We start from the raw sequence: 25,417 nt of genomic DNA on the forward strand, positions 1-25,417 counted from the left end.
GTACGGCGGCGCTGCAGCACGCCCCCCTGCGCACCGCCCCAGGGGGAGGTGGGTACTGCTTCAACTTGGCACGGTGTTTGCTTATCACCGAGAGAACCCCTTTTCCCTTCGCACCAACAAAGTGGCCCTGCTATGACCGAGACGATCCAGACGGTTTTACCGACCCCCGAAGAAATCCACAGCGCCCACGCCCAGGGCCTGTACGCCAATGCCGAGCACGATGCCTGCGGTGTCGGTTTTGTCGCCCACTTGAAAGGCCGTGCTTCCCACGCCATCGTGGCGCAGGGCTTGCAGATTTTGGAGAACCTGGACCACCGGGGCGCTGTGGGGGCCGACCCGCTGATGGGCGATGGTGCCGGGCTGCTGATTCAAATCCCCGATGCCTTCTACCGCGCCGAAATGGCCCGCCAGGGCGTGCAGCTGCCCCCGCCCGGCGAATACGGCGTGGGCATGATTTTTCTGCCCAAAGAGGCGGCCTCGCGCCAGGCCTGCGTGCAAGAGCTGGAACGTGCCATTGCCGCCGAAGGCCAGGTGCTGCTGGGCTGGCGCGATGTGCCGGTGAATACCGCGCTGCCCATGTCGCCGGCCGTGCGCTTGTGCGAGCCGATCATCCGCCAGGTATTCATTGGCCGGGGCGGTGATGTGCTGGTGCCCGATGCGCTGGAGCGCAAGCTGTACGTGATCCGCAAAACGGCCTCGGCCCGCATCACCGGCCTGCAGCTGACGCACAGCGCCGAGTACTACGTGCCCAGCATGTCGTGTCGCACCGTCATCTACAAAGGGCTGCTGCTGGCCGATCAGGTGGGCCAGTACTACCTGGATTTGCAGGATGAGCGCGTGGTCTCGGCCCTGGCGCTGGTACACCAGCGGTTTTCCACCAACACCTTTCCCTCGTGGCCGCTGGCCCACCCCTACCGGCTGGTGGCGCACAACGGCGAGATCAACACCGTCAAGGGCAACTTCAACTGGATGCGGGCGCGTGAGGGCGTGATGCGCTCGCCCGTGCTGGGCGACGATCTGGCCAAGCTCTACCCCATCACCATGGAAGGCCAGTCCGACACCGCCACCTTCGACAACACGCTGGAGCTGCTGGTCATGGCCGGCTACCCGCTGGCCCAGGCGGTGATGATGATGATCCCCGAAGCCTGGGAGCAGCACGCGCTGATGGATGCGCAGCAACGCGCCTTCTACGAGTACCACGCTTCCATGATGGAGCCGTGGGACGGCCCCGCGGCCATGGTGTTCACCGATGGCCGCCAGATCGGTGCCACGCTGGACCGCAACGGCCTGCGCCCGGCGCGCTTCATCGTCACCGACGACGATCTGGTGGTGCTGGCCTCTGAAGCGGGCGTGCTGCCGATTGCCGAGGAGCGCATCGTGCGCAAATGGCGCTTGCAGCCGGGGCGCATGTTTTTGATCGACCTGGAGCAAGGCCGCATCGTCGAGGACGAGGAGCTCAAACGCCAATACGCCTACGCCCGCCCCTACCGGCAGTGGATCGACAACGTGCGCGTGCGCCTGGACGGCATCCCGGCCCAGGACGCAGCCCCCGGCCTGGCACCGGCAACGCTGCCGCCCCTGCAGCAAGCCTTTGGCTATAGCCAAGAAGACCTGCAGCTGCTGCTCACGCCCATGGCTTTGAGCGGCGAGGAAGGCATCGGCTCCATGGGCAACGATGCGCCGCTGGCCGTGCTCTCGCAGCGCAGCAAGCCGCTGACGCACTACTTCCGCCAGCTGTTTGCGCAGGTGACCAACCCGCCCATCGACCCCATCCGCGAGGCGGTGGTGATGTCGCTGGTGTCCTTCATCGGCCCACGCCCCAACCTGCTGGACATCAACGCCGTGAACCCGCCGCTGCGCCTGGAGGTGAGCCAGCCGGTGCTCGATGCCGGGGCCATGGCGCGGCTGCGCCAGATTGAGCAGCACACCGGCGGCAAGCTGCGCAGCTGCGAGATCGACATCACCTACCCCGCGCCCTGGGGGGCCGACGGCATCGAGGCGCGGCTGGCCTCGCTGTGCTCGCTGGCGGTGCAAACCATCCAAACGGGCAGCAACATCCTGATCCTGACCGACCGGGGTGTGTGCGCTGAGCGCATCGCCATTCCGGCGCTGCTGGCGCTGTCGGCCATCCACCACCACCTGGTGCGCGAAGGGCTGCGCACCGCCGCCGGGCTGGTGGTGGAAACCGGCAGCGCCCGCGAGGTACACCACTTTGCCGTGCTGGCCGGGTATGGGGCCGAGGCCGTCCACCCCTGGCTGGCGCTGGAAACCCTGGCGCACCTGGCCCCCAGCCTGGGCACCACGCCGCAAAAGGCGCAGGCCAACTTCATCAAGGCGGTAGGCAAGGGCCTGTCCAAAATCATGTCCAAGATGGGCATCAGCACCTACATGTCGTACTGCGGGGCGCAAATTTTTGAGGCCGTGGGCCTGAACGCCACGCTGGTGGACAAATACTTCCACGGCACGGCCAGCCAGATCGGCGGCATTGGCCTCTTCGATGTGGCCGAAGAAACCCTGCGCCAGCACCGCGCGGCCTACGCCCGCCAGCCCACCCTGCAGCCGCTGATGGACGCAGGCGGCGAATACGCCTGGCGGGCCAGCGGCGAAGCACACATGTGGACCCCGGATGCCATCGCCAAGCTGCAGCACAGCACGCGCGCCAACCGCTACGACAGCTACGAGGAATACGCCCGCATCATCAACGACCAAAGCGAGCGCCAGATGACGCTGCGCGGCCTGTTCGAGTTCAAGATCGACCCGACCCGGGCCGTGCCGCTGGAGGAAGTGGAACCGGCCGCCGACATCGTCAAGCGCTTTGCCACGGGTGCTATGAGCCTGGGCTCGATCTCGACCGAGGCGCACGTCAATCTGGCCATCGCCATGAACCGCATCGGCGGCAAAAGCAACACCGGCGAGGGCGGCGAAGACCCGGCGCGCTACCGCGAAGAGCTGCGCGGCCTTTCCATCCGCAAGGGCAAGCGCCTGAGCGAGGTGCTGGGCGATGTGGTCGAGGTGGACTACACCCTGCAAGAAGGCGACAGCCTGCGCTCCAAGATCAAGCAAGTGGCTTCCGGGCGCTTTGGCGTGACCACGGGCTACCTGGTCTCGGCCGACCAAATCCAGATCAAGATGGCGCAAGGGGCCAAACCCGGCGAAGGCGGCCAGCTGCCCGGCGGCAAGGTATCCGACTACATCGGGCGGCTGCGCCACTCGGTGCCGGGTGTGGGCCTGATCTCGCCACCGCCGCACCACGACATTTATTCCATCGAAGACCTGGCCCAGCTCATCCACGACCTTAAAAACGTCAATCCGCAGGCGGATGTGTCGGTCAAGCTGGTGTCCGAAGTGGGCGTGGGCACGATTGCCGCCGGGGTGGCCAAGGCCAAGGCCGACCACATTGTGATTGCCGGACACGACGGCGGCACGGGCGCGTCGCCCTGGTCGTCCATCAAGCACGCAGGCACGCCGTGGGAGCTGGGGCTGGCAGAAACCCAGCAAACCCTGGTCTTGAACCGCCTGCGCGGCCGGGTGCGCGTGCAAACCGACGGACAGCTCAAAACCGGGCGCGACGTGGTGATTGCCGCCCTGCTGGGCGCGGACGAGTTCGGCTTTGCCACCGCGCCGCTGGTGGTCTCGGGCTGCATCATGATGCGCAAATGCCACCTCAACACCTGCCCAGTGGGCGTGGCCACGCAAGACCCGGTGCTGCGCCAGCGCTTCTCGGGCAAGCCCGAAGAGGTGGTGAACTTCTTCTTTTTCGTGGCCGAAGAAGCCCGCCGCCTGATGGCCCAACTGGGCGTGCGCCGCTTTGACGACCTGATCGGCCGCGCCGACCTGCTCGACACCCGCAAAGGCGTAGCGCACTGGAAGGCCCAGGGCCTGGACTTCAGCCGCGTGCTGGCCCTGGCCCCCGCCCCAGCCGACGTGCCGCGCCGCCATGTGGACGTGCAAGCGCACGGGCTGGAAAACGCCCTGGACCAGCAGCTCATCGCCCAAGCGCAGGTGGCTTTGGCCCACGGCCAGCCGCAACAACTGCGCGTGTCGGCCCGCAACGTCCACCGCTCGGTCGGCGCCATGCTCTCCGGCGAGCTCATCCGCCGCCACCCGGACGGCCTGCCCGACGGCTGCTTGCAGGTGCAATTTGAGGGCACAGGCGGGCAAAGCTTTGGGGCCTTCCTGGCCCGTGGCATCACCTTCGATTTAACGGGGCAGGCCAACGACTACACCGGCAAGGGCCTCTCGGGTGGCCGCCTGGTGGTGCATCCGCACGCTGACTTCAAGGGCAACGCGGCGCAGAACATCATCGTGGGCAACACGGTGCTGTACGGCGCGACCTCGGGCGAAGCCTTTTTTGCCGGGGTGGCGGGCGAGCGCTTTGCCGTGCGCCTGTCGGGTGCCAGCGCGGTGGTGGAGGGCACCGGCGACCACGGCTGCGAATACATGACTGGCGGCACCGTGCTGGTGCTGGGGGCCACGGGGCGCAACTTTGCCGCTGGCATGTCCGGCGGCGTGGCCTACGTGTACGACGCAGACGGCAGCTTTGCCGGGCGCTGCAACCTGGCCCAGGTGGCCCTGGATGCCGTGCTACCCGCCGCAGAGCAAATCGCCGCAGGCATCCCCCTGCACCAGGGCGAGGCGGACGAGGCCCTGCTGCTGCGCCTGCTGCAACAGCACCACACGCTCACCGGCTCGGCCCAGGCGGCCGCGCTGCTGGCGCAATGGCCAGCCGTGCGCTCGCGCTTCGTCAAAGTCTTCCCCCACGAATACCGCCGCGCCCTGAGCACGCAGCAAGCCAGCACTGCCACGGCACAAGAAACGGCCCTGGCCTGAACCGAACAAGGAACACCATCATGGGAAAAATCACAGGTTTTTTGGAATTTGCCCGCGTCGAGGAAAGCAGCGAGCGCGTGGAACTGCGCCTGCGCCACCACCGGGAGTTTGTGCAGCACCTCAGCCCCGAACAGGCCCGCCAGCAAAGCAGCCGCTGCATGGACTGCGGCACGCCCTTTTGCCACAACGGCTGCCCGGTGAACAACGTGATTCCGGACTTCAACGACTTGGTGTACCAAGACGACTGGCAACGCGCCAGCACCGTGCTGCACGCCACCAACAACTTCCCGGAATTTACGGGCCGCATCTGCCCCGCACCGTGCGAAGCCGCCTGCACGCTGAACATCAACAGCCAGCCGGTGGGCATCAAAAGCATCGAGCACGCCATCATCGACCGGGCGTGGGCTGAAGGGTGGGTACAACCCCAGCCCGCCGCCCACAGGACTGGCAAGCGCGTAGCCGTCATCGGCTCCGGCCCGGCCGGGCTGGCCGCTGCCCAGCAACTGGCCCGCGCCGGGCACGCCGTGACGGTGTTTGAGAAAAACGAGAGCATTGGCGGCTTGCTGCGCTTTGGTATTCCCGACTTTAAGCTAGAAAAATCTCACATCGACCGACGCATTGACCAATTGATCGCCGAAGGCGTGGTGTTCCGCACCAACACCCTGGTCGGGGCGGTGCAGGACGCGGCCACCCTGGCCCAGGGCGTGGCCGTGGTCACCCCCGAAGAATTGCAGCGCAGCTTCGATGCCCTGCTGCTGGCCGGCGGCGCAGAAACCTCGCGCGACCTGCCCGTGCCGGGGCGCGAGCTGGCCGGCGTGCATTTCGCTATGGAGTACCTGCCGCAGCAAAACCGTGCCAATGCCGGCGTGGCCCTGCCCGCCCCCATCAGTGCCCAAGGCAAACACGTCATCGTCATTGGCGGCGGCGATACCGGCTCCGATTGCGTTGGCACCGCCAACCGCCAGGGCGCGGCCAGCGTGGTGCAGTTCGAGCTGCTGCCCATGCCCCCGCAGCAAGAGGACAAAGCGCTAACGTGGCCCTATTGGCCCGTGAAGCTGCGCACCTCGTCCAGCCACCAAGAGGGTTGCGAACGCGAATTTGCCATTGCCACCAAAACCTTTAACGGCGCGCAAGGCCAGGTCACCGGCCTGACCACCGTGCGCATGCAGATGCAGAACGGGCAGCTGACCGAAGTGGCTGGCACCGAGCAGCACTGGCCTGCCGACCTGGTGCTACTGGCCATGGGCTTTACCGGCCCCCGGCCCGAGCTGCTGGCCCAGCTGGGCGTGGCCACCGACGCCCGTGGCAACGCCCAGGCCAGCACCGATGCCACCCATGGCTACGCCACCAGCGTGCCGCGCGTGTTTGCCGCCGGGGACATGCGCCGGGGCCAGTCGCTCATCGTCTGGGCCATCCGCGAAGGCCGCCAAGCCGCCCGCGCCGTGGATGCCTTCCTCATGGGCAGCAGCCAGCTGCCGCGTTGAGGGCTACAAGCTATCCAGCAGTGTCACGCAGCGGGATAGCCACCAGGGCAAGGCGCTTGGAATGCTGCAGAGACTTTTTTAAATCAACTGCTCCTGCAAGTCTGCCCTGGCAGCAGGCCGCAGCCGCGCAAACGCCAGCAGCTCGGCCAGACGTGAGCCCTTGGCCTGCCACTGCCGCACGGCATCCTCACCCAGCAGCACGTAATGCCAGGGCAAGCCTTGGCGGTGCTGTGGCTCCAGCGCATTGATGCGCTCACACCAGGCCACAGCGGCCTTGAGCTTGCGCTGCACATTGGGATGAATGGCCTGCTGCTGTGCCTTGGTTTCCACCAGATAAATGGCATCCCCAGTGCGCACCAGGAAATCCGGGCTGTAGAACGCAGGCAGGCCATCTTCCTTCACATAGCGCAGCCGCGCAAACGGGTGGCGCGTTTCGCTGATTTTGCAAAACGCCAGCACTTGGCTATCGGCCTGTGCCCAATGGATGAACGCTTTTTCCAGCCCGCCATTGCGTGCGGGCCAGCCCAGACGGGTGTAAATGCACTTGCCCACCTCCACCGAATGCGCCTCGCGCACCATCAGGCGTGGGGTTTCGCTAAGCAGCCGCGCATGCACCTCGCTCTGGCCTGTGGTGTGCGTGTCCTCAGCCTCCAGCAGCGCCAGCGCAAACACCTTGGTAATGTGCTCCACCACCGGCTGCAGCAACAGCAAGCGCCAGTTTTCTGTGCCGTGGCTCTGGCCCAGCGGATTGAAGTCGGTCTGGAAAAGCCGCGTCCAAATGTAGTCGTCCAACCAGCCCGTCAAATCCGCCGTATGCACCTGCAGATACGGCTTGGCCACATGGGTGGCTATTTTGTTGCCCTTGGGCAGTGGCTCAGACAGCGCCTGACTGATGCGCCGCGTCAGCCGGGCCAGATAGTCGTTGTAGCCCGCCACATTCATCACCGCACCATCCACGCGGTAATCGCCAAACAGCGTGGCGCTTTGCAAATCCTGCGAAATAAAGGTGTCGCCCTGGCCCAGCAGGGCCGCCAGCTGCGGCAGTGGCATGGCAGTAAATGCTGGCAAGGCCGTAATGTCCAGGGCCGTGTGGTGGTGTTCCTCGTCGGCCTCGCGCAGGATAAAGGGGATACCAAAGTCAAACGGTTCAAAGCCCTCCCGCAGCTCGGCAACCATCACATCGCCCGTGCTGGAGGCGCTGTCCATGTCCTCACCTGTTGTGCCAACCAGGCCTTCGGTGAGCAAATCGTCATAAAACGACTGAAACGCCGGATGTTCCACGATGGACAGCACATCCAGCAGGCTGCCTGGCTCCTGCCCGGCAGCGATGCGCTCGCGGTTCTCACGCTTAAGGTCGTGGTACTCAGCATCGCGCCACATCAGCCGCAGACCGCGGCCAATCGTCTGCTCCAGCAAAATCTGCGCCTGCGACGAGCGCAGCGGAACGATCACGCAGATGTTGTTCACGTCAAAGCCCTCGCGCAGCATCAGCACACTGACGATCACGCGCGGCGTAGCGTGCCTGTCCACATTGAATAACCGCTCGCGCACCGGTGCCCAATCTTTTTCGCCCAACTCGGCCTTTTTGCCCGAATCGATGGTCATCACCTCGTCGGCGTGCAATCCCTCCTGCTGCGTCAAAAACTGCGCCACCAGAGGCGACACCGTGGTGTCCTCGCACACCACCAGCATCTTGGGGTGGCGTGTGGGGTCGAGGGTGGCAAAGTCCTTTTCCAGTTTGCGCAGCTTGTGCAGCCCGGCACGCAGCATCACGCGCTGGCCTTCGCTCAACGCCGGGTTGCCGCGCTCATCGCGCTCGGCCTTGAAGTCCAACGGCAATGCGCCAATCTCCTTGCGCCGGTCCAGCACCAGCGATTTCACCAGCCCGGCCCGCATGGCGCTTTTCAGGTCAAAGTCCACCACGATATGCGGAAAGTAGAGTTTTTTCTTGTTTTTGCCGCTGCCCACGTCGTTGTACGGCGTGGCCGAAAAATCCACCTGCAAAAAACGCCGCCCCTTGGGTGCGGCAATGCGGCTCAGGCTTTTTTGCCACTCCACCTCGGTGACTTCACCCTCACGCTTGAAGTCGTGGATGTGGTGCGCCTCATCGTTGAACACCATCAGCTCAGGCAGCGCAGCCAGATACTCCAGCACATTGCCGCGTGCATAGCGCCGGTCCAGCACTTCCAGGCTGTTGCCCGTGGCGCGGCCTGGGGCCAGGGGCAACACCGCAGCGGCCACTTCATGGGCGGGTAAATCTGCACCCAGCGCTTGCACATCCGCAATACCATCGCCATCCGCAGCCGCATCCCCCTCGGCCAGCAAATGCCAGTTGGTGATGGCAATCATGCCGTTGCCCGTGGCCTTCAAACCAATCTCATGCTTGGCGCACACATTGCCGCGCACAAAGGCAAACACCGCTTCACGGTGCGCTTCGGGGATGAACAAATCGGCAAATTTTTTCACATCAGATTGGCTAAAATCCCTTTCCCCACTTGCGCTTCCAGCTATCAATCTTCCACAGAACGCATCCAATAAGCGCTCATACACAATCAGCCCTGGTGCCACCACCATGAAGTGGCGCGTAAAGCGTGGGTTGTCCAGCCCCTCAGCCAGCGCCGCATTCTTGTTGAGCAACTGCCAGATCAAGAGCGCTTGCAGCACCCAGGTTTTGCCCGTGCCCGTGGCCATCTTGAAGCAGTATTTGGGGTGCGCGTGTTTGGGTTGTGACACCTCGACCAGCCGGGTACCGACCAGCAGCGCATCGGGTGCGGCTTGCTCGTACAAATCCTGCAAACTGCTTGCGCCCAGCACCTCGTGCGCGACGATGGCATTCAGAATCGCCTGCTTCTGCCCCGCATGAAAATTCAGCCCGCCAGCTGCACCACCGCGGGCATCGACCATGTCCTGGCCAAACCACCAGTGCAATAGTTCAGCGGTGGTAGGTGTGACCAGCTCCAGCAGGTCAGCAGCGCCATCTTCCAAGCCCAGGCAAAGCTGCTGGGTACGGGCCGTCAGTGCGGCAGAAAGCGCCAAAGGGGAATCATTGTTCAAAGCCATAAGATGCCAACTTGCCTACAATTGTGGTAAATCAAGAAAGGAAACGCCATGTCCACCATCTCCGTACGTATCGACGAAAGCCTGGTTGATGCCGCCCGTGCTGCCGCCAAGGCGGAATTCCGCACCGTCCAAGGACAGGTGGAGTTCTGGGCCAAAGTGGGCCGCGCCGCGCTGGACAACCCCGATCTGCCTGCCTCCTTCATTGCCGAAAGCCTGATGAGCCTGGCCGAGCCGCACGAAGATGCCACGCCCTTCACGCCACGCAGCACCGCTGCCGTACAAGCATGAGCTGGGAAGTGCGCCAAACCCGGCGCTTTGCCCGCAGCTACAAAAAGCTGACCAACGCCACACTGATTGCCGATACCGATGCCGCTGTGGCCACCGTGGCGCAAAACCCCGATGTGGGCGAGCGCAAAAAAGGCGATCTGGCCCAGCTGTGGGTGCATAAATTCCGCAGCAACGGCCAGCTGTATCTGCTGGGCTACACCCGCGAGGACACCGTGCGGCTGGTCTATCTGGAAGCCCTGGGGCCGCACGAGAATTTCTATCGGGATATGAAGCGCTAACCACGCGCTCACGCCACCCCCTCCACGCTCTCCACGGTGCTGACCACCTCGGCCTCAAAGCCAAACACATCCACCACCCGCACGCACACGCGGCGCAGCCTGGCCTTGGCGGGCACCGTCAGCAAGGCCTGCGTGGTCACGCGCAGCGGATCGCCATCGTTGGCGACATTGCCCCGGTAGTCCTGCCACACCGAGCGGAACACCTACCCGTCGTAGTCCGGGTCCACTGCCCAGTATTCGATCAGCGCCAGTGGCTCGGCGTTGGCAACAGCTTGCAGCTTGGCGCGGTTGGCATCGTCCAGATTGATCGCCTCAGGCGAGAGCAGCACATAGTTTTTCAGGCGCACGCTCAGGGTTTCTTCGTTGCCCTGCACGCGCCGCTGCACCGGGTGCAGCGTCAGGTACTGCAGGCTGGAAAAACGCACCTGCCCACGCAGCTTCTCCACCCCGCCTTTTTTGCGCAGGCGATCGAGCAAGTCGGGCGGAATCACCAGCACCTCTAGCCGGTTATCGTTCAGCGCCGTAATCGTCTCGCCAATCGAGGGGTCAAAGTTCCAGCCCAGCACCACCACACGGTCCCAGCCGCCCAACAGGTTGTCGCGCTGGGCAATGGCTTTTTTCAGCGTGGCCGCGCCCGTGAGCTTGTTGGGCGAATCGGCCAGCACCAGCGTCTTGCTGCCACGCCGCCCGCCAAAATCCACCCCGGCAATCTGGCCCAGATTGCGCTGCGGGTTGGCTTCTAGCGGCAATGGCAGGGCACCATAGAGCGACAACACGATTTGCGACAAATCGCCCACCCGAAAATCGCGTTTGCCAAAATGGGTTTTGGCCGCTTCGATCTGGTAGTCCCAATGGCCTGGTACAGGAAGGGCTTGGCCTCCAGGTCGATCAAGCGCTTGCGCATGATCATGCAGGCGGGTTTGCCCAGATCGGTGGTGATCCAGCGGCGGCCCAGTTTTTCAGCGACGGCGGCGGTGGTGCCGGAGCCGCCGAAGAAGTCACAAATGATCGAGCCAGGATTGGATGACGCTGCAAGAATTCGTCTGAGTAGCGCCTGTGGCTTTTGGGTGTCGTATCCGACCCGCTCCGAATCTTCTCGATTGAGCTGTTCGATGTCAGTCCAATAGTCCTCAGGGATTTTTCCTTCGTCAACGTAGTAGCGGTATACCTTCCCGCTTTTCTTATCAGTCTTCTCTTGGTATTCACGCCCGTCTGCATCGACTTTGAGGCGCATGTGGCTGTTCGGCTTGCGATTCATAACAACCATTGGATCTTTTCCGTTGAATATGGGTGAATCGCTTTTCGCATAAAGCTGGATCGTGTCGTGTTTTCTTGCAAACCTGCCGTCGCCTTTTCCGCCGATGCTGTAACACCAAACGATTTCGTTGACGAAGCTCTTTTTGCCAAAAATCTCATCCATCACCAGCTTGACGTAATGCCCCACATGCCAATCCAGATGCACATAAATCGAGCCGGTGTCCGCCAGCAGCTCGCGCATCAGGATCAGGCGCGGCGTGATCATGGCCAGGTAGGAGGCGGTGCCGTCGCTCCAGGTATCGGAATACGCAAACTGCTCAATCACCGTGGGCCGCTGCTCCAGCTCCACACCCGGTAGCGTGACTTTGGTGCGGTAGTCGGCTTTGGAATCAAACGGCGGGTCGATATAGATCAAATCCACCTTGCCGCGCAGGCTGGGTGTGTGCTCATCGCCCGCCAGCAGCGCGGCCATGGCCAGCAGATTGTCGCCGTAGATCAGGCGGTTCATCCAGCCCGCGTCCTGCCCGTTGCCCGCCTGCGCGGCGGCGTGTTGGGTTTGGCGGGTTTGTTGCGTCACCCAGTCCTGCGCTGCCACGTCCTTGGCGGGCAGCACCACCTCGCGCGTTTGCAGGCGCACGCGTGATCGACTTTCCAGACTTTCTAGGATGCGTTCGGCTTGCTTGCGCCCGTTGGCGACGATTTCGGGGAGTTGTTCGAGCAGGGACTTGGGCATGGGCTGTACGTGAAATGCGCCAATTTGCGCAATTCAATCAAAAATTGAACTAAAAATTCAATTGATCGTACAACACAAAGTTTAATAAAAATTAAACAGAAATTTAATGTTCCAGCATGGATCAAAAGCTGGAATTTGCCGAACGTCTGCAAGCTGCCATGCGGGCCGCAGGCTTGGAGCCGCGCCCGGCGGTATTGCTCAATTTGTTCAATACGCACTACTGGGGCCGATCGGTGTCATTCCAGGCGGTGTCGCGCTGGCTGCGGGGGGAGTCCATTCCCGAGCAAGACAAGCTCATCACCCTGGCGGAGGTGCTCAAGATCGAACCCGAAGTGCTGCGCTTTGGCGAAGGCATACGCCAGTCGGTGCTGCAGCACCGCCAACGCTGGGAAGAAGGTGTGGGCTATCTGGAGCGCGAAACCTTCGATGCTTTTTTGCAGCTCCCCGCACCCCAGCGCAAGATCATTCGCGAGGTGATCCTGACGTTTGCCAAAGCCCATAACAGCTAGCCAGCTAGCTTTACTCTACCCGCACCCAGCAGACCGCCTGCGCTGCAGCGGGGCATGGCTGCACTTTTTTGGTGCATGGCGCGGCTGGCAAGCCGGGCCGTCTTGGGCACGCTGCACCGCAGCAAAGCAGCGCAGCGCCCTGAAAATACGGGCCCAAAGCAAAGATTTTTCAGCTTGGCACGGTTCTTGCTTGCATCTTTCTTTAAGCGCCATTGTGCAATAAGGCAGGTGCCTAGGCACCTGTGCATGATGGCAAGTGTTCATTCATTGAATAGCTGTTTACGCTTGTATTTGCTTGTTTTAAAGATTATTTATCTATAAAAACATTTATTTATCAGCGGTAGAAGCTATTGTTTTATTGATTCAACCGGCCAGCTTGAAGAACCCACCATGATCCGCATCAACCCCCACTACCCCAAGCTGCAAGCCAGCTATTTGTTTGCCGACATCGCCCGGCGTGTCAGCGCCTTTCAGCAGCAGCACCCGGACAAACACCTGATCCGCCTGGGCATTGGCGATGTGACCCAGCCGCTGCCGCCCGCCTGCATTGCCGCGCTGCACCAGGCCACGGACGAGATGGCCAATGCCGCCAGCTTTCGCGGCTATGGCCCGGAGCAGGGCTACGACTTTCTGCGCGAGGCGATTGCTACGCACGACTTCCAAGCCCGTGGTGCCCAGGTCGATGCCGATGAAATTTTTGTCAGCGATGGCGCCAAGTCCGACACCGGCAACATCCAGGAGATTTTTGCCCAGGATGTGCGCGTGGCCATCCCCGATCCGGTGTACCCGGTGTATGTGGACACCAACGTCATGGCCGGGCGCACCGATGCCGCCGTCGATGGCCGCTACCCCGGCTTTGTCTATCTGGACAGCACCGCCGCCAACGGCTATGTGCCCGCCCTGCCCAGCGAGCCGGTCGATCTGATCTACCTGTGCTTTCCGAACAACCCCACGGGCGCCACCGCCACGCGCGCGCAACTGGCCGCCTGGGTGGATTACGCGCGCCAAAACCGGGCGCTGATTTTGTTTGATGCGGCGTATGAAGCCTTTATTCGCGACCCCGAACTGCCGCACTCCATCTACGAAATCCCCGGCGCGCGCGAGGTGGCGATTGAGTTTCGCAGCTACTCCAAGACGGCGGGCTTTACCGGCCTGCGCTGCGCCTACACCGTGGTGCCCAAAGAGTGCATGGCCTGGGACGACAGCGGCCAGCCCGTAGCCCTGCATGCGCTGTGGATGCGGCGGCACACGACCAAGTTCAACGGCGTGTCCTACCCCGTGCAACGCGCTGCCGAGGCGGTCTACAGCGCCGAGGGCCAGCAGCAGGTGCGGGCGCTGATTGACGGCTACCTGGACAACGCCCGCACCATTCGCCGCGCTTTTGAGGCCATGGGCTTTGCCTGCACCGGGGGCGAGAACGCGCCCTACGTCTGGATTGATGCGCAGCGCGATGCCTGGGCGTTTTTCGACCTGCTGCTGCACCGCGCCGGGGTGGTCTGCACGCCGGGTGTGGGCTTTGGCCGCTGCGGCCAGCAGCATGTGCGCATCAGCGCCTTCAATAGTGCAGAAAACGTGGCCAACGCCTTGCAGCGTATACGCCAAGCGCTTCAATAAATACAGCAAACAGAGAATCCACCATGCCCATTTCCAACGATTTTCGCCAGCGCCTGTACCCCCAGCTGCCAGCCATTGCCGAGCACTTCGGCACGCCCTTTCATATCTACGACGAGGCCGGCATCCGCGCCACCATGGCCCGCCTGCACGCGGCCTTTGCCAAGGTGGCCGGGTTCAAAGAGTATTACGCCGTCAAGGCGCTGCCCAACCCGCGCATCCTGGCCTTGCTGCGTGAGCTGGGCTGCGGTTTTGATTGCAGCTCCATCGCCGAACTGGTGCTGGCCCGCCAGGCTGGCGCACGCGGCGAGGAGATCATGTTCACCTCCAACAACACTTCGCCCGAGGAATTTGCCGTGGCCGCGCAGGACGGCGGCTGCATCCTGAACCTGGACGACCTGAGCCTGGTGGCCAAGGTGCCGCAGATGCCCGAGCTGGTGTGCTTTCGCTACAACCCCGGGGCCGAGCGCAGCGGCAACAGCATCATCGGCAACCCGCTGGAGGCCAAATACGGCGTGCCACACGCCCAGCTGCTCGACGCTTTTCGCGCCGCCCAGGCCCGGGGGGCGCGGCGCTTTGGCCTGCACACCATGCTGGCCTCGAACGAGCGCGACCACCGCTACATGGTGCAGACGGTAGAGATGCTGCTGCAGGTGGCCGCCTGGGTGCAGGCAGAGCTGGGCATTCGCCTGGAGTTCATCAACATGGGCGGCGGCCTGGGCATCCCCTACCGGCCCGAAGAGGAAGCATTCGATGTCGAGGCCCTGGGCCAACAGGCGCAGGCGCTGCTGGCCGATTTCCGCACCCGCCACGGCCACGCGCCCGCGCTGCACATGGAAAGCGGGCGCTACATCACCGGCCCACACGGCGTGCTGGTGACGCGGGCCATCAACCGCAAAGAGAGTTATCGCACCTACATCGGCGTGGATGCCTGTATGTCCGCCCTGATGCGCCCCGGCATGTACGGCGCGTACCACCACATCGACGTGGTCGGCAAAACCGCCAGCGAGGCCAACCCGCATGACGCGCTGGTGGATGTCGTTGGCTCGCTGTGCGAGAACAACGATAAATTTGCCGTGCAGCGCCCCCTGCCGCCGGTGGCCGATGGCGATCTGCTCGTCATCCACGACACCGGGGCGCACGGCCACGCCATGGGCTTTAACTACAACGGCAAGCTGCGCCCGCAGGAGCTGCTGCTGCGCCCCCATGGCAGCGTAGAGCGCATCCGCCGCGCCGAGACGCTGCAAGACTACTTCGCCACGCTGCAATTTCCCGCGCGGGAGTGGCAGCCATGACCCTGCCACGCCTGCACCCCCGCCAAAACGCCATTGCCGCCGTGCTGGGTGTGACCCCGCCGTTTACCAACCCGGCCATGCTGGCAGCCGAGGCACTGCGGCGGCAGGTCTTCATCGAAGACACGCTGCAGGCCAGCGGCCTGACCACCCTGGTGCTGGGCATCAGCGGCGGGGTTGATTCGCTGGTGGCCGGGCGGCTGGCACAACTGGCCGTGCAGGCGCTGCGCACCCGCACCCGCGATGGCCGCTACCGTTTCATCGCTGTGCGCCTGCCCTACGGCACCCAGCACGACGAGGACGCTGCCCGCGCTGCCCTGGCCTTTGTCCGCGCCGATGAGGAATGCACCGTGCCGATTGAAAACGCGGTGCAGGCCCTGGCTGCGCACCTGCCCAAGCTGTCCACCCTGCCCGCCCGCCGGCGCGATGTTGTGCTGGGCAACGTCAAGGCCCGCACCCGCATGGTGGCGCAATACGCCCTGGCCAACGCCACGGGCGGGCTGGTGATTGGCACCGACCACGCCGCCGAGGCGGTGATGGGCTTTTTCACCAAATTCGGCGATGGTGCGTGCGATCTGGCCCCGCTGTCCGGCTTGGTCAAGGGCCAGGTGCGCGCCATCGCCACCCACTTGGGCGCACCGGCCGAACTGGTTCACAAAACCCCCACCGCCGATCTGGAAGACCTCGCCCCAGGCCGCCCGGACGAAGCCGCCTACGGTGTCACCTACGACCAGATTGATGCCTTTTTGCACGGTCATCCGGTCGATCCCCACGCCTTCCAGCGCATCGTCACCGCCTACGAAGCTAGCGGGCACAAGCGCGCCCAACCCCTTACGCCATGACCACGACGAGCACAACGGCTTTGCGCCGCCCGCCCCTGCCCTTCACCAAAATGCACGGTCTGGGCAACGATTTTCTGGTGCTGGATGCCACGCGCCAGCCCATCGCCCTGTCACCGGAAGACATCCGTGCCCTGGCCGATCGGCATTTCGGCGTGGGCTTTGACCAGTTGCTGGTGGTCACGCCAGGGCCAAGCGCGGATGTGGACTTTGGCTACCGCATCTTTAACGCCGATGGCTCTGAGGTGGAGCAATGCGGCAACGGTGCCCGCTGCTTTGCCCGCTTCGTCCACGACCAGGGGCTGACGGACCAACGCCGCATCCGCGTGCAGACCTGCGCAGGCACCATCGTGCTGCACATCACCGACACCGGCCACGTGCAGGTGGACATGGGCATGCCGCGCTTTCTGCCGCAAGAAATCCCCTTCACCGCCCCGGCCCCGGCGCTGCGCTACCCCGTGGCTGTGGGCGATGAAACGGTACACCTGGCCGTGGTGAACATGGGCAACCCGCACGCTGTGCTGCGCGTGGCGGATGTGGACAGCGCCCCCGTCGCCACGCTGGGGCCGCTGCTGGAATCGCACCCGCGCTTTCCTGCCCGGGTGAATGTTGGCTTCATGCAGGTGCTGGTCCCCGACCGCATCCGCCTGCGCGTTTATGAACGCGGCACCGGCGAAACCTTGGCCTGCGGCACCGGTGCCTGCGCCGCCGTGGTCGCCGGGCAGCGCCTGGGCTGGCTGGGCCAGCACGTGACGGTGCTGCTGCCCGGCGGGCCATTGCAGATTGACTGGCCGGGCGAAGGCCAGCACGTGCACATGCAAGGCCCGGCCACGCGGGTGTACGACGGCCTGTGGCACTGGCCCGAAGCCGCGCCCACCGTGTAAACAACAAATCAGCAAAATCAAACGCAAAGCAAAAAGCCCTGAAACTTTTCAGTTTCAGGGCTTTGCATCTGGCGCGGCTGGCAGGAATCGAACCCACGACCCCTTGGTTCGTAGCCAAGTACTCTATCCAGCTGAGCTACAGCCGCGCAAAAAAACGATTCACTGGCGGAGAGGGAGGGATTCGAACCCTCGGTGATGTTGCCACCACGCCTGATTTCGAGTCAGGTACATTCGACCACTCTGCCACCTCTCCGCATCGTGGAATCCGCAATTGTAGCTGGATTTTTAGGCCCGCACGAAAAATTTACGCTGAAATATGCTGAAATTTACGCGGCCAAGCGCTCCAAGCCGCCCATGTAGGGGCGCAAGGCTTCGGGAATGGTCACGCTGCCGTCCTGGTTCTGATAATTTTCCAGCACGGCCACCAGGCAGCGGCCCACGGCCAGGCCCGAGCCGTTCAGGGTGTGTACCAGCTCGTTTTTGCCCTTGGCATTCTTGAAGCGCGCTTGCAGGCGGCGGGCCTGGAAGTCTTCGCAGTTGGAGATGGAGCTGATTTCGCGGTACTTGCCCTGGCCGGGCAGCCACACTTCCAGGTCGTAGGTTTTGGCCGCGCCAAAGCCCATGTCGCCCGTACACAGGCTCATCACGCGGTAGGGCAAGCCCAGTTTTTGCAGGATGGCCTCGGCGTGGCCGGTCATGGCTTCCAGCGCTTCGTAGCTGTTTTCGGGGTGGACGATTTGCACCATTTCCACCTTGTCGAACTGGTGCTGGCGGATCATGCCGCGCGTATCGCGCCCGTAGCTGCCGGCCTCGGAGCGAAAGCACGGTGTGTGCGCGGTCAGGCGGATGGGCAAAGTGGCCTCGGGCAGCACTTCGTCGCGCACAAAGTTGGTCAGTGGCACTTCGCTGGTGGGGATCAGGTACAGCGCCGCATGATCGGGCACCGGCTCGCCGTCCTGCCCGCCTTTTTTGGCGGCAAACAGGTCTTCCTCAAACTTGGGCAACTGGCCCGTGCCTTGGAGCGAATCGGCGTTCACCGCGTAGGGCACATAGCACTCGGTGTAGCCGTGCTCCTGGGTTTGCACGTCCAGCATGAATTGCGCCAGGGCACGGTGCAGGCGGGCGATGCCGCCCTGCATCACCGTAAAGCGGGCCCCGGAGAGCTTCACGCCCATATCAAAATCCAACCCCAGCGGCGTGCCCACATCCACGTGGTCTTTGGCCTCGAAGTCAAAGCTGCGCGGTGTGCCCCAGCGGCGCACTTCGACGTTGTCCTCCTCGCCCGCGCCCACGGGCACGCTCGCGTGCGGCAGGTTGGGCACGGCCAGCAGCAAGGTGGCCAGCTCGGCCTGGATGGATTCCAGGCGCTGGGCCGAGGCATCGAGTTCGTCCTTGAACGCAGCAACCTGGGCCTTGGCGGCTTCGGCGGCCTCTTTCTCGCCCTTGCCCATGAGCTGGCCGATCTGTTTGGAGAGCTGATTGCGCTGGGCCTGCAATTCTTCCGTGCGCATTTGCAGGGTTTTGCGCTCGGCTTCCAGGGCACGGAAAGCCTCAACGTTCAAGTAGGGTTGGGGATTTTTACGGGTGGAAAGACGGGCGATAACGCTGTCCAAATCTTTGCGCAGCAAAAGAACATCTAGCATGGTGGTGGTATCAGTGAGGCCGTAGCGCGGCAAACCGCTAATTGTGCCTGCTATAACCGCTGGTCTGCACAACCCTGGAGGCTGCCCCCGATGTTCTACGTCTTTAACACCAACGGCCCAATGTACGCTGGCAGCTACGAGCGCCTGAGCCAAATCGCTGCCGTGCGCGGCGTGGCACGGCCGGCGGCGCTGCGCTCCAACACCACGGACGTGGGCGAACGCGCAGCCGGCCAGCTGGCCACCGATACCGCCCCCCCGCACACCCAGCGCCAAAGCGCCCAACTGCGCAGCGCCTACGGCCAAGATGCCCCCAAAGAGCGCCGCCCCCTGGAATTGGTGGCCGATGTGATGACCCGGGGCGCTTTGACCGTGCGCCCGCACATGTCGGTGGAGGCGGCCTGGAGCCTGCTCAGCACGCACCGGGTGGCCCAGGCCCCCGTGCTCAATGAGCGCGATCGGGTGGTGGGCCTGCTGCTGCGTGCTGACATGGCCCCGCCATCGCTGGCGCGCAGCCCCAGCCCGGCCATGGCCCAGCGCCGCGTGGCCGAGCTGATGCTCACCCCCGTGCCCGCCGTGGCGCAAGACACCAGCTTGCGCCGCCTGGCCCATGTGCTGATGGATACCGGCTTGCCCGGCCTGCCCGTGACCGATGCCGAGGGGGTGCTGTTGGGCTTTGTCAGCCGCACCGACATCCTGCGGGCCGTGGCGGCCGATCCGCCGCTGGACATGTGGGGTTAAATAACAGAGCTTGAACCGCTCATAAACAAAGGGCTTCAGAGGTTAAACACTCTGAAGTCCTTTATTTTCAAGCGCAAAAAGCTCTTTATTTTTTCGATTTACTGATGGACAGCGGCTCCAGCTTCAAGCCTTTGGGCAGGGGGAACTTGATGGTTTCCTCCAACCCGTCCATCTTGCGCACGCTGGCCGCGCCCAATGCCTGGATGCGCGCAATCACGCCCTGCACCAGCACCTCGGGGGCCGAAGCGCCCGCCGTCAAGCCCACGCGGGTGGCCTGGGCGAACCACTGCGGCTGCAATTCTTCAGGGCTATCAACCATGAAGGCGGGCGTGCCCAGGCGCTCGGCCAGCTCGCGCAGGCGGTTGCTGTTGCTGCTGGTGGGGCTGCCCACGACGATGAGCACATCCACCTGCCCGGCCAGTTGCTTGACCGCATCCTGGCGGTTCTGCGTGGCGTAGCAAATATCTTGCTGCTTGGGCTCGCGAATCTGCGGAAAGCGCTGGCGAATGGCGGCCAGAATGCTGGCGGCATCGTCCACGCTCAAGGTGGTCTGGGTGACCACGGCCAGCTTCTCGCTTTGGCGCGGCTGCACGGTGTGGACGTCGGCCTCGTCCTCGACCAGGTAGATGCCGTCCAAGAGCTGGCCCATGGTGCCTTCCACCTCGGGGTGGCCTTTGTGGCCAATCATGAGGAACTCGTAGCCCTCCTTGGCCAGCTTGGCCACTTCAACGTGGACCTTGGTCACCAACGGGCAGGTGGCATCAAAAATGCTAAAGCCCCGGCGCTTGGCCTCTTGCTGCACGGCCTGGCTCACGCCGTGGGCCGAGAACACCAAGGTGGCACCGGCTGGCACCTCGGCCAAGTCTTCGATGAAGATCGCGCCGCGCGCTTTCAGGTCATTGACCACATAGGTGTTGTGCACAATTTCATGGCGCACGTAGATGGGGGCACCAAATTTGAGCAGCGCCCGCTCGACGATCTCGATCGCACGATCGACCCCGGCGCAAAAGCCGCGCGGCTCGGCCAGGAGAATTTCTTTGGGCTCCATCACCTCAAATGATCCCAATGATTTCAACTTCAAACGTCACCGGCTGGCCGGCCAGCGGGTGGTTGAAGTCAAACAGCACCGCGCCATCCTCGCGCACCTGCACCACGGCACCGGCGTAGCTGCCTTCGCCATCGGGGGTGGGAAATTCCACCACTTCGCCCACTTCGTACTGCTCGTTCGGGTCGCCCTGGGCACTGAGCAGCTTGCGCGATACCCACTGCACCAGTTCGGGGTTGCGTTCGCTAAACGCCGCACCGGCCGGCAACGCAAAGCTGGCGCGTTCACCCTCGGCCAGGCCGATGATTTTTTCTTCCAGCGCAGGGGCCAGCTCACCCATGCCCAGCGTCAGTGTGCTGGGTTTGCCACCAAAGGTGTTCACCACATCGCCGGTGGCACCGCTTAAGCGGTAGTGCAAAGTTAAAAAAGCGCCCGGCTGCACGCGGGCGGTGTCCTGGGTTGATACGAAGCTATCGGTCATAAGAGTCCCTTTAAACTGGGCCGCATTGTAAGAAGTTACCCTTAGCCCTTTTTTTACGCCTGCCATGTCGTTCAAAGACTTACCCCCCGATACCCTGCCGCGCGAAAAACTCCTGGCCCGGGGCGCGGGTGCGCTGTCCGATGCGGAGCTGCTGGCCATTTTGCTGCGCACCGGCCTGGCCGGCTGCGGCGTGCTGCAACTGGCGCACGCGATTTTGGCGCAGCAAGGCGGGCTGGCGGGGCTGCTCAACGCCAGCGTGCGCGACCTGGCCAGCATCAAAGGCCTGGGGCCGGCCAAGCAAACCGAAATTTTGGCCGTGATGGAGCTGGCCCGCCGCGCCACCGCCCAGCAGCTGCAGCAGCGCCCGCTGTTTGACAGCCCCGAGGCCGTGAAACACTATTTGCAACTGCACTTGGCACACCGCCAGCACGAGGTGTTTGCCGTGCTGTTTCTGGACAGCCAGCACCACCTGATTGCCATGGAGGAGCTGTTTCGCGGCACGCTCAGTCAAACCTCGGTGTACCCGCGCGAGGTGGTGCTGCGCGCCTTGCACCACCACGCCGCCGCCGTGGTGCTGGCGCACAACCACCCCAGCGGCAGTGTGGAGCCCAGCCGTGCCGACATCCAGCTGACGAGCACCTTGAAATCGGCCCTGGCGCTGGTGGATGTGCGTGTGCTGGACCACCTTATCGTGGCCCAGGGCCAGGCCTTGTCGATGGCCGAGCAGGGCTTGGTATGAAGCGAGCCACCCGCATCCATGGCCTGCACGGGCTCAAACCCCTGGCCAAAGAGATCCAACAGCGCCACGCCCAACAATTGGCCCTGCGCCAGGCCCAGGAAGCGGCCGCCCGCCAAGCAGAACGCGAGCGCAATCTGTTTGCTCTTACAGTAGGAGCAGTAACCCCACTGCCTGTAAAAAATATCTATCAAAACAAAACAAAAAACATACCTCCAGAGCCGCTGCAGCTGCATATTGATGAGCAAAACGTGCTGCGCGAAGCCATGAGCGATGAGTTTGACATCAGCACCTTGCTGGAGGTGGATGCCGATTTAAGCTACCGCGGCCCCGGTATCGGCCCGGACGTGTTGCGCAAGCTGCGCAGCGGGCAGTGGAGCATTCAGCGCCAGCTGGACCTGCACGGCCTGCGCACCGATGAGGCGCGCGAGGCCCTGGGCCAATTCATCCGCCTGGCCCACCGCACTGGGCTGCGCTGCGTGCGCATCATCCACGGCAAGGGCCTGGGCTCGCCGGGCAAGGTGCCCGTGCTCAAGGGCAAGGTGCTACGCTGGCTGGTGCAAAAGCGCGAAGTGCAAGCCTTTGTCCAGGCCCGGCCCGCCGATGGCGGTGCCGGGGCGCTGATCGTTTTATTGCAGCCCAGCCATCGCTCACATCGGCGCTAAGAACGTGTTCACGAGAGATCGCGAACACGTTCTCAAGCCCTTTTTTGCCTAAGAACGTGTTCATGATCTCGAATGAAGGTGTGGGGGATGCGGTTGGGGATGGGTTGCGAGGCGCAAACCACAGCAATAGCTTGGCTATTGCGAGGATTTGCAACGACGCAGACCGCCCGAAGCCGCGCCCGCACACCCATGAGGAGATCGTGAACACGTTCTAAGGGACTTGGCATAATTGAACGCACACACTGCACCTTCTGCAGTTTTTTCTGCCCCATGCCGCACATCTTTCGTCTATTTTTTGCTGTTGCCACTGTTTTGTCGTGGCTGCGGCTTTGCTGGGCTGCAGCCCCCGCTACCAGCCCCCACTGACGGTCGGCACCAATACCTGGATTGGCTACGAGCCCTTGTATTTGGCCCGCGACCTGGGCTATTACGAAGGGGCCAATCTGCGTTTGGTGGAGCTGGCATCGTCCACCCAAGCCATGGATGCCTTGCGCGTTGGCAGCTTGGACCTGGCAGGGCTGACCCTGGATGAAGCCTTGCTGCTGGCCCAAGAGGGTGTGCCCATCGCCGTTATTTGGGTGCTGAACACTTCTGCCGGTGCAGATGCACTGCTGGCCAAGCCGGGCATCACCACCCTGGATGCCCTGCGCGGCAAACGCATTGGCGTGGAGCAAACCGCCGTCGGGGGCTACATGCTCAACGCCGCCTTAGCACAAGCGCACTTGCAGGTGTCCGACATCCGCGTCGTGCCCCTGCCCCTGGATGAACACTGGCCCGCGTGGCAGGCCAACACCATTGATGCCGTGGTCACACTTGACCCCGTGCGCCAAAAAATCCTCAACGCGGGCGGGCAGGTGGTGTTCAGCAGCGCAGACATTCCGGGGCAAATCGTCGATGTGCTGGTAGCGCGGCAATCGGCTTTAGAGTGCTGCCGCGCGCAAATTGAACGGCTGATTGCCGGTCAGCAGCAGGCACTGACCTATTTGCGCGAACACCCCACCCCAGCCTGGCAGCACATGGCCCAGCGCCAAGGCCTTGCCCCCCAGGAGCTGGGCCAGGCACTGGCGGGCATTGACATCCCCGATGCCCGCATGAACCACACGCTGCTGACCCAGGCTGACACCGGCCTGGCCGCTACCGCCCAGTACTTGGCCACCGTGTGATGCAGACCAGCCACCTGCTGCCCAACCCGCCCAATATGGCGGATCTGATTCGGGCCGATTTTGCCCAAAAGGCCACCCCATGACCGCCAGCCCCTCCACTGCGCCGCGCTCCATCCGCTTGCAGGTATGGCTGCCCCTGGCCTTGCTCATCGTCTGCGCCCTGGTGTTTTTCTTGCTAACGCTTTTAGAGCACTGGCACGCCCAGCAAGACCTGCAACGCTTCTCGCAGCGCACAGCCCACGCCCAACTGCTCAGTGCCCGCCGGGCCTTGGAAACCGTGCTGCGCCGAGGCGATGGCAGTGGCACGGATGCCATCGTGGCCGATTTAGGCCTCTCGCCGATGGTGAATTACGCCGTTTTGCTCGATGACAACGACCAGGTGCTGGCCGCCACCCAATTTGCCTGGAAGGGCTTGCCTGCCAAGCAAGCCTTGCCCCACCAAGCCCAGGCCCTGGAGACGGTCAGCACCAAGCCTGGCCAAGCCCACCTGCACCTGGACATCGAAGGCCTGCAGCTGCACGCCATCTCCCCAGTGGCCATGCCCCTGCGCTCCAACGAGTTGCGCACCAACCGCTACGGCAGCCTGTTGATTGAATACGACCTGGCCCCCTTGGTCGCCCAGTACAGCGCACACACGCGGGCGCAATGGTTGATGTTTCTGCTCATTACCAGCATTGCGGCCATCCTGCTCTTAAGCCTTGCCCGCCGCTTCATCCTGCGCCCGGTGGCCGCTCTGGACGCAGCCATGCGCACCATTGGCCAGGGGAAGTTACAAATCGCTGCACCCTTGGCGGGCACCGGCGAGCTGTTTCAGCTGGGCCAATCCCTGCAACACATGGCCCAAGCGCTGCATGCCAGCCAAGCGGCACTGAGCACGACCGAGGCACGGTTTCACCAACTGGCCGATGCCACCCTGGAGGCGATCTTTTTTCACGAACAAGGCACCATCCTGGACGTCAATAGCCGGGCCGAACAGCTGCTGGGGCGGCCCGCCCAGCAGCTCATTGGGGCCGATATCTTCACCTTGGTGAGCCCGGAATACCGCCCCCTCATCCGCCAGCGGGCCACCGCTGGGGCCACGGGCGTGTGGGATGTGAGTTTTCTGTCGGTGGATGGCACCCCCATCCCTTGCGAAGTCACCGCCATGCAGCGCGAGGTGGACGGACGCACCGTGCGCACGGTGGTTGCCCGCGATATGCGCCCGCGCCTGCAGGCCGAGGCCAAAATCCGGCAGCTGGCCCACTTTGATACCCTGACCGGCCTGCCCAACCGCCGCCAGATTTTTGACCACATTCACCTGGAGCTTCAAGAAGTAGAGCGCAATCCGAACCGCCGATCGGCCTTGGCGACCTTTAATCTTGATAATTTCAAAGCCATCAACGATGCCTTTGGCATGGCTTTTGGCGATACCGCCTTGCGCACCCTGGCCCAGCGCCTGAGCAGCCAGCAAGTGCAGCACCAGTTTTTTGCCCGCATCCACAGCGACACCTTTGCCCTGCTGCTGACCAACCTGAGCGGCACACTGGAACAAGCCAGCGCCCAGGCGGCCAGCAGCATCGAAAACGTGCTGGCCCAAATCGCCCAACCCCTGCAGGTTCACCAGCAGACCCTGCACCTGTCCGCTGGTGCCGGGGTGGTCATGATCCCCAATGACAGTCAAGACCCGCCCGAGCTGCTGCGCGAGGCCGAAACGGCCATGCACCTGTCCAAAGCGGCGGGCGACAACCGCGTGCGCTTTTTTGCCCACGCCCTGCAAGAGGCGGCCAGCGCCCGGCTGGCCCTGCGCAACGATTTAAAAGCCGCGCTGCACATTGATGTTGCCCCTGTTTTGTGGAGTTCTTAGCTCCCGGCTTACGCGGCTTTTTTGCGCTGTGCCTCGTA

General features: G+C 63.4%; 21 protein-coding genes and 2 tRNA genes. 14 read left to right on the forward strand and 9 right to left on the reverse strand.

The window, feature by feature from the left end:
• Nucleotides 1–132 precede the first annotated feature (132 nt).
• Entirely contained in the window at nt 133–4,830 is a 4,698-nt protein-coding gene (locus ACFO24_RS13145; protein ID WP_377738753.1) for a glutamate synthase-related protein, read from the forward strand.
• 20 nt (nt 4,831–4,850) lie between these two features.
• Nucleotides 4,851–6,314: a glutamate synthase subunit beta gene (locus tag ACFO24_RS13150; protein ID WP_377738754.1), complete on the forward strand. Its 1,464-nt coding sequence runs from the start codon at nt 4,851–4,853 to the stop codon at nt 6,312–6,314.
• 78 nt (nt 6,315–6,392) lie between these two features.
• Here the strand turns inward: ACFO24_RS13150 and ACFO24_RS13155 are convergent, their stop codons facing one another.
• Nucleotides 6,393–9,374, reverse strand: coding sequence for a DEAD/DEAH box helicase family protein (locus ACFO24_RS13155; RefSeq protein WP_377738755.1), 2,982 nt, complete (start codon nt 9,372–9,374; stop codon nt 6,393–6,395).
• Between the two features lie 48 nt (nt 9,375–9,422).
• On the opposite strand from ACFO24_RS13155, the gene ACFO24_RS13160 reads away from it, so the two are divergent.
• Both ACFO24_RS13160 and ACFO24_RS13165 read left to right on the forward strand, forming a co-directional pair.
• Nucleotides 9,423–9,662, forward strand: coding sequence for a TA system antitoxin ParD family protein (locus ACFO24_RS13160; protein WP_377738756.1), 240 nt, complete (start codon nt 9,423–9,425; stop codon nt 9,660–9,662).
• On the forward strand, nt 9,659–9,940 hold the full coding sequence (locus ACFO24_RS13165; protein ID WP_377738757.1) for a type II toxin-antitoxin system RelE/ParE family toxin: 282 nt from the start codon (nt 9,659–9,661) through the stop codon (nt 9,938–9,940). Before ACFO24_RS13160 ends, ACFO24_RS13165 begins: the two co-directional genes overlap by 4 nt.
• An 8-nt stretch (nt 9,941–9,948) precedes the next feature.
• Here the strand turns inward: ACFO24_RS13165 and ACFO24_RS13170 are convergent, their stop codons facing one another.
• Genes ACFO24_RS13170 through ACFO24_RS13180 form a run of 3 tightly spaced genes read right to left on the reverse strand, consistent with a single transcriptional unit; the run spans nt 9,949 to nt 11,930 of the window.
• A complete protein-coding gene (locus ACFO24_RS13170; RefSeq protein ID WP_377738758.1) occupies nt 9,949–10,143 on the reverse strand; it encodes a hypothetical protein in 195 nt (64 codons plus the stop codon).
• On the reverse strand, nt 10,144–10,728 hold the full coding sequence (locus ACFO24_RS13175; RefSeq protein WP_377738759.1) for a hypothetical protein: 585 nt from the start codon (nt 10,726–10,728) through the stop codon (nt 10,144–10,146).
• Nucleotides 10,680–11,930 carry a site-specific DNA-methyltransferase gene (locus ACFO24_RS13180; protein ID WP_377738760.1) on the reverse strand — a complete coding sequence of 417 codons (1,251 nt, stop codon included), beginning with the start codon at nt 11,928–11,930 and terminating at the stop codon, nt 10,680–10,682. Before ACFO24_RS13180 ends, ACFO24_RS13175 begins: the two co-directional genes overlap by 49 nt.
• Nucleotides 11,931–12,046: 116 nt before the next feature.
• Between ACFO24_RS13180 and ACFO24_RS13185 the strand changes: the two genes are divergently transcribed.
• The 5 genes from ACFO24_RS13185 (at nt 12,047) to dapF (ending at nt 17,065) form a co-directional block, all read left to right on the forward strand.
• Complete coding sequence (locus ACFO24_RS13185) at nt 12,047–12,439, forward strand: helix-turn-helix domain-containing protein (RefSeq protein WP_377738761.1); 393 nt, start codon at nt 12,047–12,049, stop codon at nt 12,437–12,439.
• 390 nt (nt 12,440–12,829) lie between these two features.
• Nucleotides 12,830–14,053, forward strand: coding sequence for an LL-diaminopimelate aminotransferase (locus tag ACFO24_RS13190; protein WP_377738762.1), 1,224 nt, complete (start codon nt 12,830–12,832; stop codon nt 14,051–14,053).
• A gap of 23 nt (nt 14,054–14,076) precedes the next feature.
• Nucleotides 14,077–15,345, forward strand: a complete 1,269-nt coding sequence (locus ACFO24_RS13195) for a diaminopimelate decarboxylase (protein ID WP_377738763.1) — start codon at nt 14,077–14,079, stop codon at nt 15,343–15,345.
• The gene (nadE, locus tag ACFO24_RS13200) at nt 15,342–16,184 is read left to right on the forward strand and encodes an ammonia-dependent NAD(+) synthetase (protein ID WP_377738764.1); all 843 of its coding nucleotides are present in this window, start codon (nt 15,342–15,344) and stop codon (nt 16,182–16,184) included. Before ACFO24_RS13195 ends, nadE begins: the two co-directional genes overlap by 4 nt.
• Nucleotides 16,181–17,065 carry a diaminopimelate epimerase gene (dapF, locus tag ACFO24_RS13205; RefSeq protein WP_377738765.1) on the forward strand — a complete coding sequence of 295 codons (885 nt, stop codon included), beginning with the start codon at nt 16,181–16,183 and terminating at the stop codon, nt 17,063–17,065. The genes nadE and dapF overlap by 4 nt, the downstream gene beginning before the upstream one ends.
• Before the next feature lie 69 nt (nt 17,066–17,134).
• On the opposite strand, the gene ACFO24_RS13210 is transcribed toward dapF, so the two are convergent.
• The 3 genes from ACFO24_RS13210 to serS form a co-directional block, all read right to left on the reverse strand.
• Nucleotides 17,135–17,211, reverse strand: a tRNA-Arg gene (locus ACFO24_RS13210).
• Nucleotides 17,212–17,228: 17 nt separating this feature from the next.
• Nucleotides 17,229–17,318 (reverse strand) — tRNA-Ser (locus ACFO24_RS13215).
• Between the two features lie 73 nt (nt 17,319–17,391).
• Nucleotides 17,392–18,708 carry a serine--tRNA ligase gene (gene serS / locus ACFO24_RS13220; RefSeq protein ID WP_377738766.1) on the reverse strand — a complete coding sequence of 439 codons (1,317 nt, stop codon included), beginning with the start codon at nt 18,706–18,708 and terminating at the stop codon, nt 17,392–17,394.
• 90 nt (nt 18,709–18,798) lie between these two features.
• On the opposite strand from serS, the gene ACFO24_RS13225 reads away from it, so the two are divergent.
• The gene (locus ACFO24_RS13225; RefSeq protein ID WP_377738767.1) at nt 18,799–19,446 is read left to right on the forward strand and encodes a CBS domain-containing protein; all 648 of its coding nucleotides are present in this window, start codon (nt 18,799–18,801) and stop codon (nt 19,444–19,446) included.
• 85 nt (nt 19,447–19,531) lie between these two features.
• Here the strand turns inward: ACFO24_RS13225 and ispH are convergent, their stop codons facing one another.
• Both ispH and ACFO24_RS13235 read right to left on the reverse strand, forming a co-directional pair.
• Nucleotides 19,532–20,494 carry a 4-hydroxy-3-methylbut-2-enyl diphosphate reductase gene (gene ispH / locus ACFO24_RS13230; protein WP_377738773.1) on the reverse strand — a complete coding sequence of 321 codons (963 nt, stop codon included), beginning with the start codon at nt 20,492–20,494 and terminating at the stop codon, nt 19,532–19,534.
• A 4-nt stretch (nt 20,495–20,498) separates the two neighbouring features.
• A complete protein-coding gene (locus ACFO24_RS13235) occupies nt 20,499–20,972 on the reverse strand; it encodes an FKBP-type peptidyl-prolyl cis-trans isomerase (RefSeq protein ID WP_377738768.1) in 474 nt (157 codons plus the stop codon).
• Between the two features lie 64 nt (nt 20,973–21,036).
• Between ACFO24_RS13235 and radC the strand changes: the two genes are divergently transcribed.
• From radC to ACFO24_RS13255, 4 genes are all read left to right on the forward strand, one after another.
• Complete coding sequence (gene radC, locus ACFO24_RS13240) at nt 21,037–21,711, forward strand: RadC family protein (RefSeq protein WP_377738769.1); 675 nt, start codon at nt 21,037–21,039, stop codon at nt 21,709–21,711.
• The gene (locus tag ACFO24_RS13245; RefSeq protein ID WP_377738770.1) at nt 21,708–22,373 is read left to right on the forward strand and encodes a Smr/MutS family protein; all 666 of its coding nucleotides are present in this window, start codon (nt 21,708–21,710) and stop codon (nt 22,371–22,373) included. Before radC ends, ACFO24_RS13245 begins: the two co-directional genes overlap by 4 nt.
• Before the next feature lie 317 nt (nt 22,374–22,690).
• The gene (locus tag ACFO24_RS13250) at nt 22,691–23,536 is read left to right on the forward strand and encodes an ABC transporter substrate-binding protein (RefSeq protein WP_377738771.1); all 846 of its coding nucleotides are present in this window, start codon (nt 22,691–22,693) and stop codon (nt 23,534–23,536) included.
• Between the two features lie 79 nt (nt 23,537–23,615).
• Complete coding sequence (locus ACFO24_RS13255; protein WP_377738772.1) at nt 23,616–25,379, forward strand: diguanylate cyclase domain-containing protein; 1,764 nt, start codon at nt 23,616–23,618, stop codon at nt 25,377–25,379.
• Nucleotides 25,380–25,417: the final 38 nt, after the last annotated feature.

It is taken from the genome of Comamonas denitrificans (assembly GCF_042654745.1).
Lineage (GTDB): Bacteria > Pseudomonadota > Gammaproteobacteria > Burkholderiales > Burkholderiaceae_C > Comamonas > Comamonas denitrificans.

What these genes read in the sequence shown, in the direction of transcription:
- ACFO24_RS13180 (WP_377738760.1), bottom strand. Translation starts at nt 11,930, where the DNA reads ATGCCCAAGTCCCTGCTCGAACAACTCCCCGAAATCGTCGCCAACGGG.
- ACFO24_RS13165 (WP_377738757.1), top strand. Translation starts at nt 9,659, where the DNA reads ATGAGCTGGGAAGTGCGCCAAACCCGGCGCTTTGCCCGCAGCTACAAA.
- ACFO24_RS13185 (WP_377738761.1), top strand. Translation starts at nt 12,047, where the DNA reads ATGGATCAAAAGCTGGAATTTGCCGAACGTCTGCAAGCTGCCATGCGG.
- ACFO24_RS13155 (WP_377738755.1), bottom strand. Translation starts at nt 9,374, where the DNA reads ATGGCTTTGAACAATGATTCCCCTTTGGCGCTTTCTGCCGCACTGACG.
- radC (WP_377738769.1), top strand. Translation starts at nt 21,037, where the DNA reads ATGTCGTTCAAAGACTTACCCCCCGATACCCTGCCGCGCGAAAAACTC.
- nadE (WP_377738764.1), top strand. Translation starts at nt 15,342, where the DNA reads ATGACCCTGCCACGCCTGCACCCCCGCCAAAACGCCATTGCCGCCGTG.
- ACFO24_RS13150 (WP_377738754.1), top strand. Translation starts at nt 4,851, where the DNA reads ATGGGAAAAATCACAGGTTTTTTGGAATTTGCCCGCGTCGAGGAAAGC.
- ACFO24_RS13190 (WP_377738762.1), top strand. Translation starts at nt 12,830, where the DNA reads ATGATCCGCATCAACCCCCACTACCCCAAGCTGCAAGCCAGCTATTTG.
- ACFO24_RS13160 (WP_377738756.1), top strand. Translation starts at nt 9,423, where the DNA reads ATGTCCACCATCTCCGTACGTATCGACGAAAGCCTGGTTGATGCCGCC.
- ACFO24_RS13145 (WP_377738753.1), top strand. Translation starts at nt 133, where the DNA reads ATGACCGAGACGATCCAGACGGTTTTACCGACCCCCGAAGAAATCCAC.
- ACFO24_RS13195 (WP_377738763.1), top strand. Translation starts at nt 14,077, where the DNA reads ATGCCCATTTCCAACGATTTTCGCCAGCGCCTGTACCCCCAGCTGCCA.
- ACFO24_RS13245 (WP_377738770.1), top strand. Translation starts at nt 21,708, where the DNA reads ATGAAGCGAGCCACCCGCATCCATGGCCTGCACGGGCTCAAACCCCTG.
- serS (WP_377738766.1), bottom strand. Translation starts at nt 18,708, where the DNA reads ATGCTAGATGTTCTTTTGCTGCGCAAAGATTTGGACAGCGTTATCGCC.
- ACFO24_RS13235 (WP_377738768.1), bottom strand. Translation starts at nt 20,972, where the DNA reads ATGACCGATAGCTTCGTATCAACCCAGGACACCGCCCGCGTGCAGCCG.
- ACFO24_RS13255 (WP_377738772.1), top strand. Translation starts at nt 23,616, where the DNA reads ATGACCGCCAGCCCCTCCACTGCGCCGCGCTCCATCCGCTTGCAGGTA.
- ACFO24_RS13225 (WP_377738767.1), top strand. Translation starts at nt 18,799, where the DNA reads ATGTTCTACGTCTTTAACACCAACGGCCCAATGTACGCTGGCAGCTAC.
- ispH (WP_377738773.1), bottom strand. Translation starts at nt 20,494, where the DNA reads ATGGAGCCCAAAGAAATTCTCCTGGCCGAGCCGCGCGGCTTTTGCGCC.
- dapF (WP_377738765.1), top strand. Translation starts at nt 16,181, where the DNA reads ATGACCACGACGAGCACAACGGCTTTGCGCCGCCCGCCCCTGCCCTTC.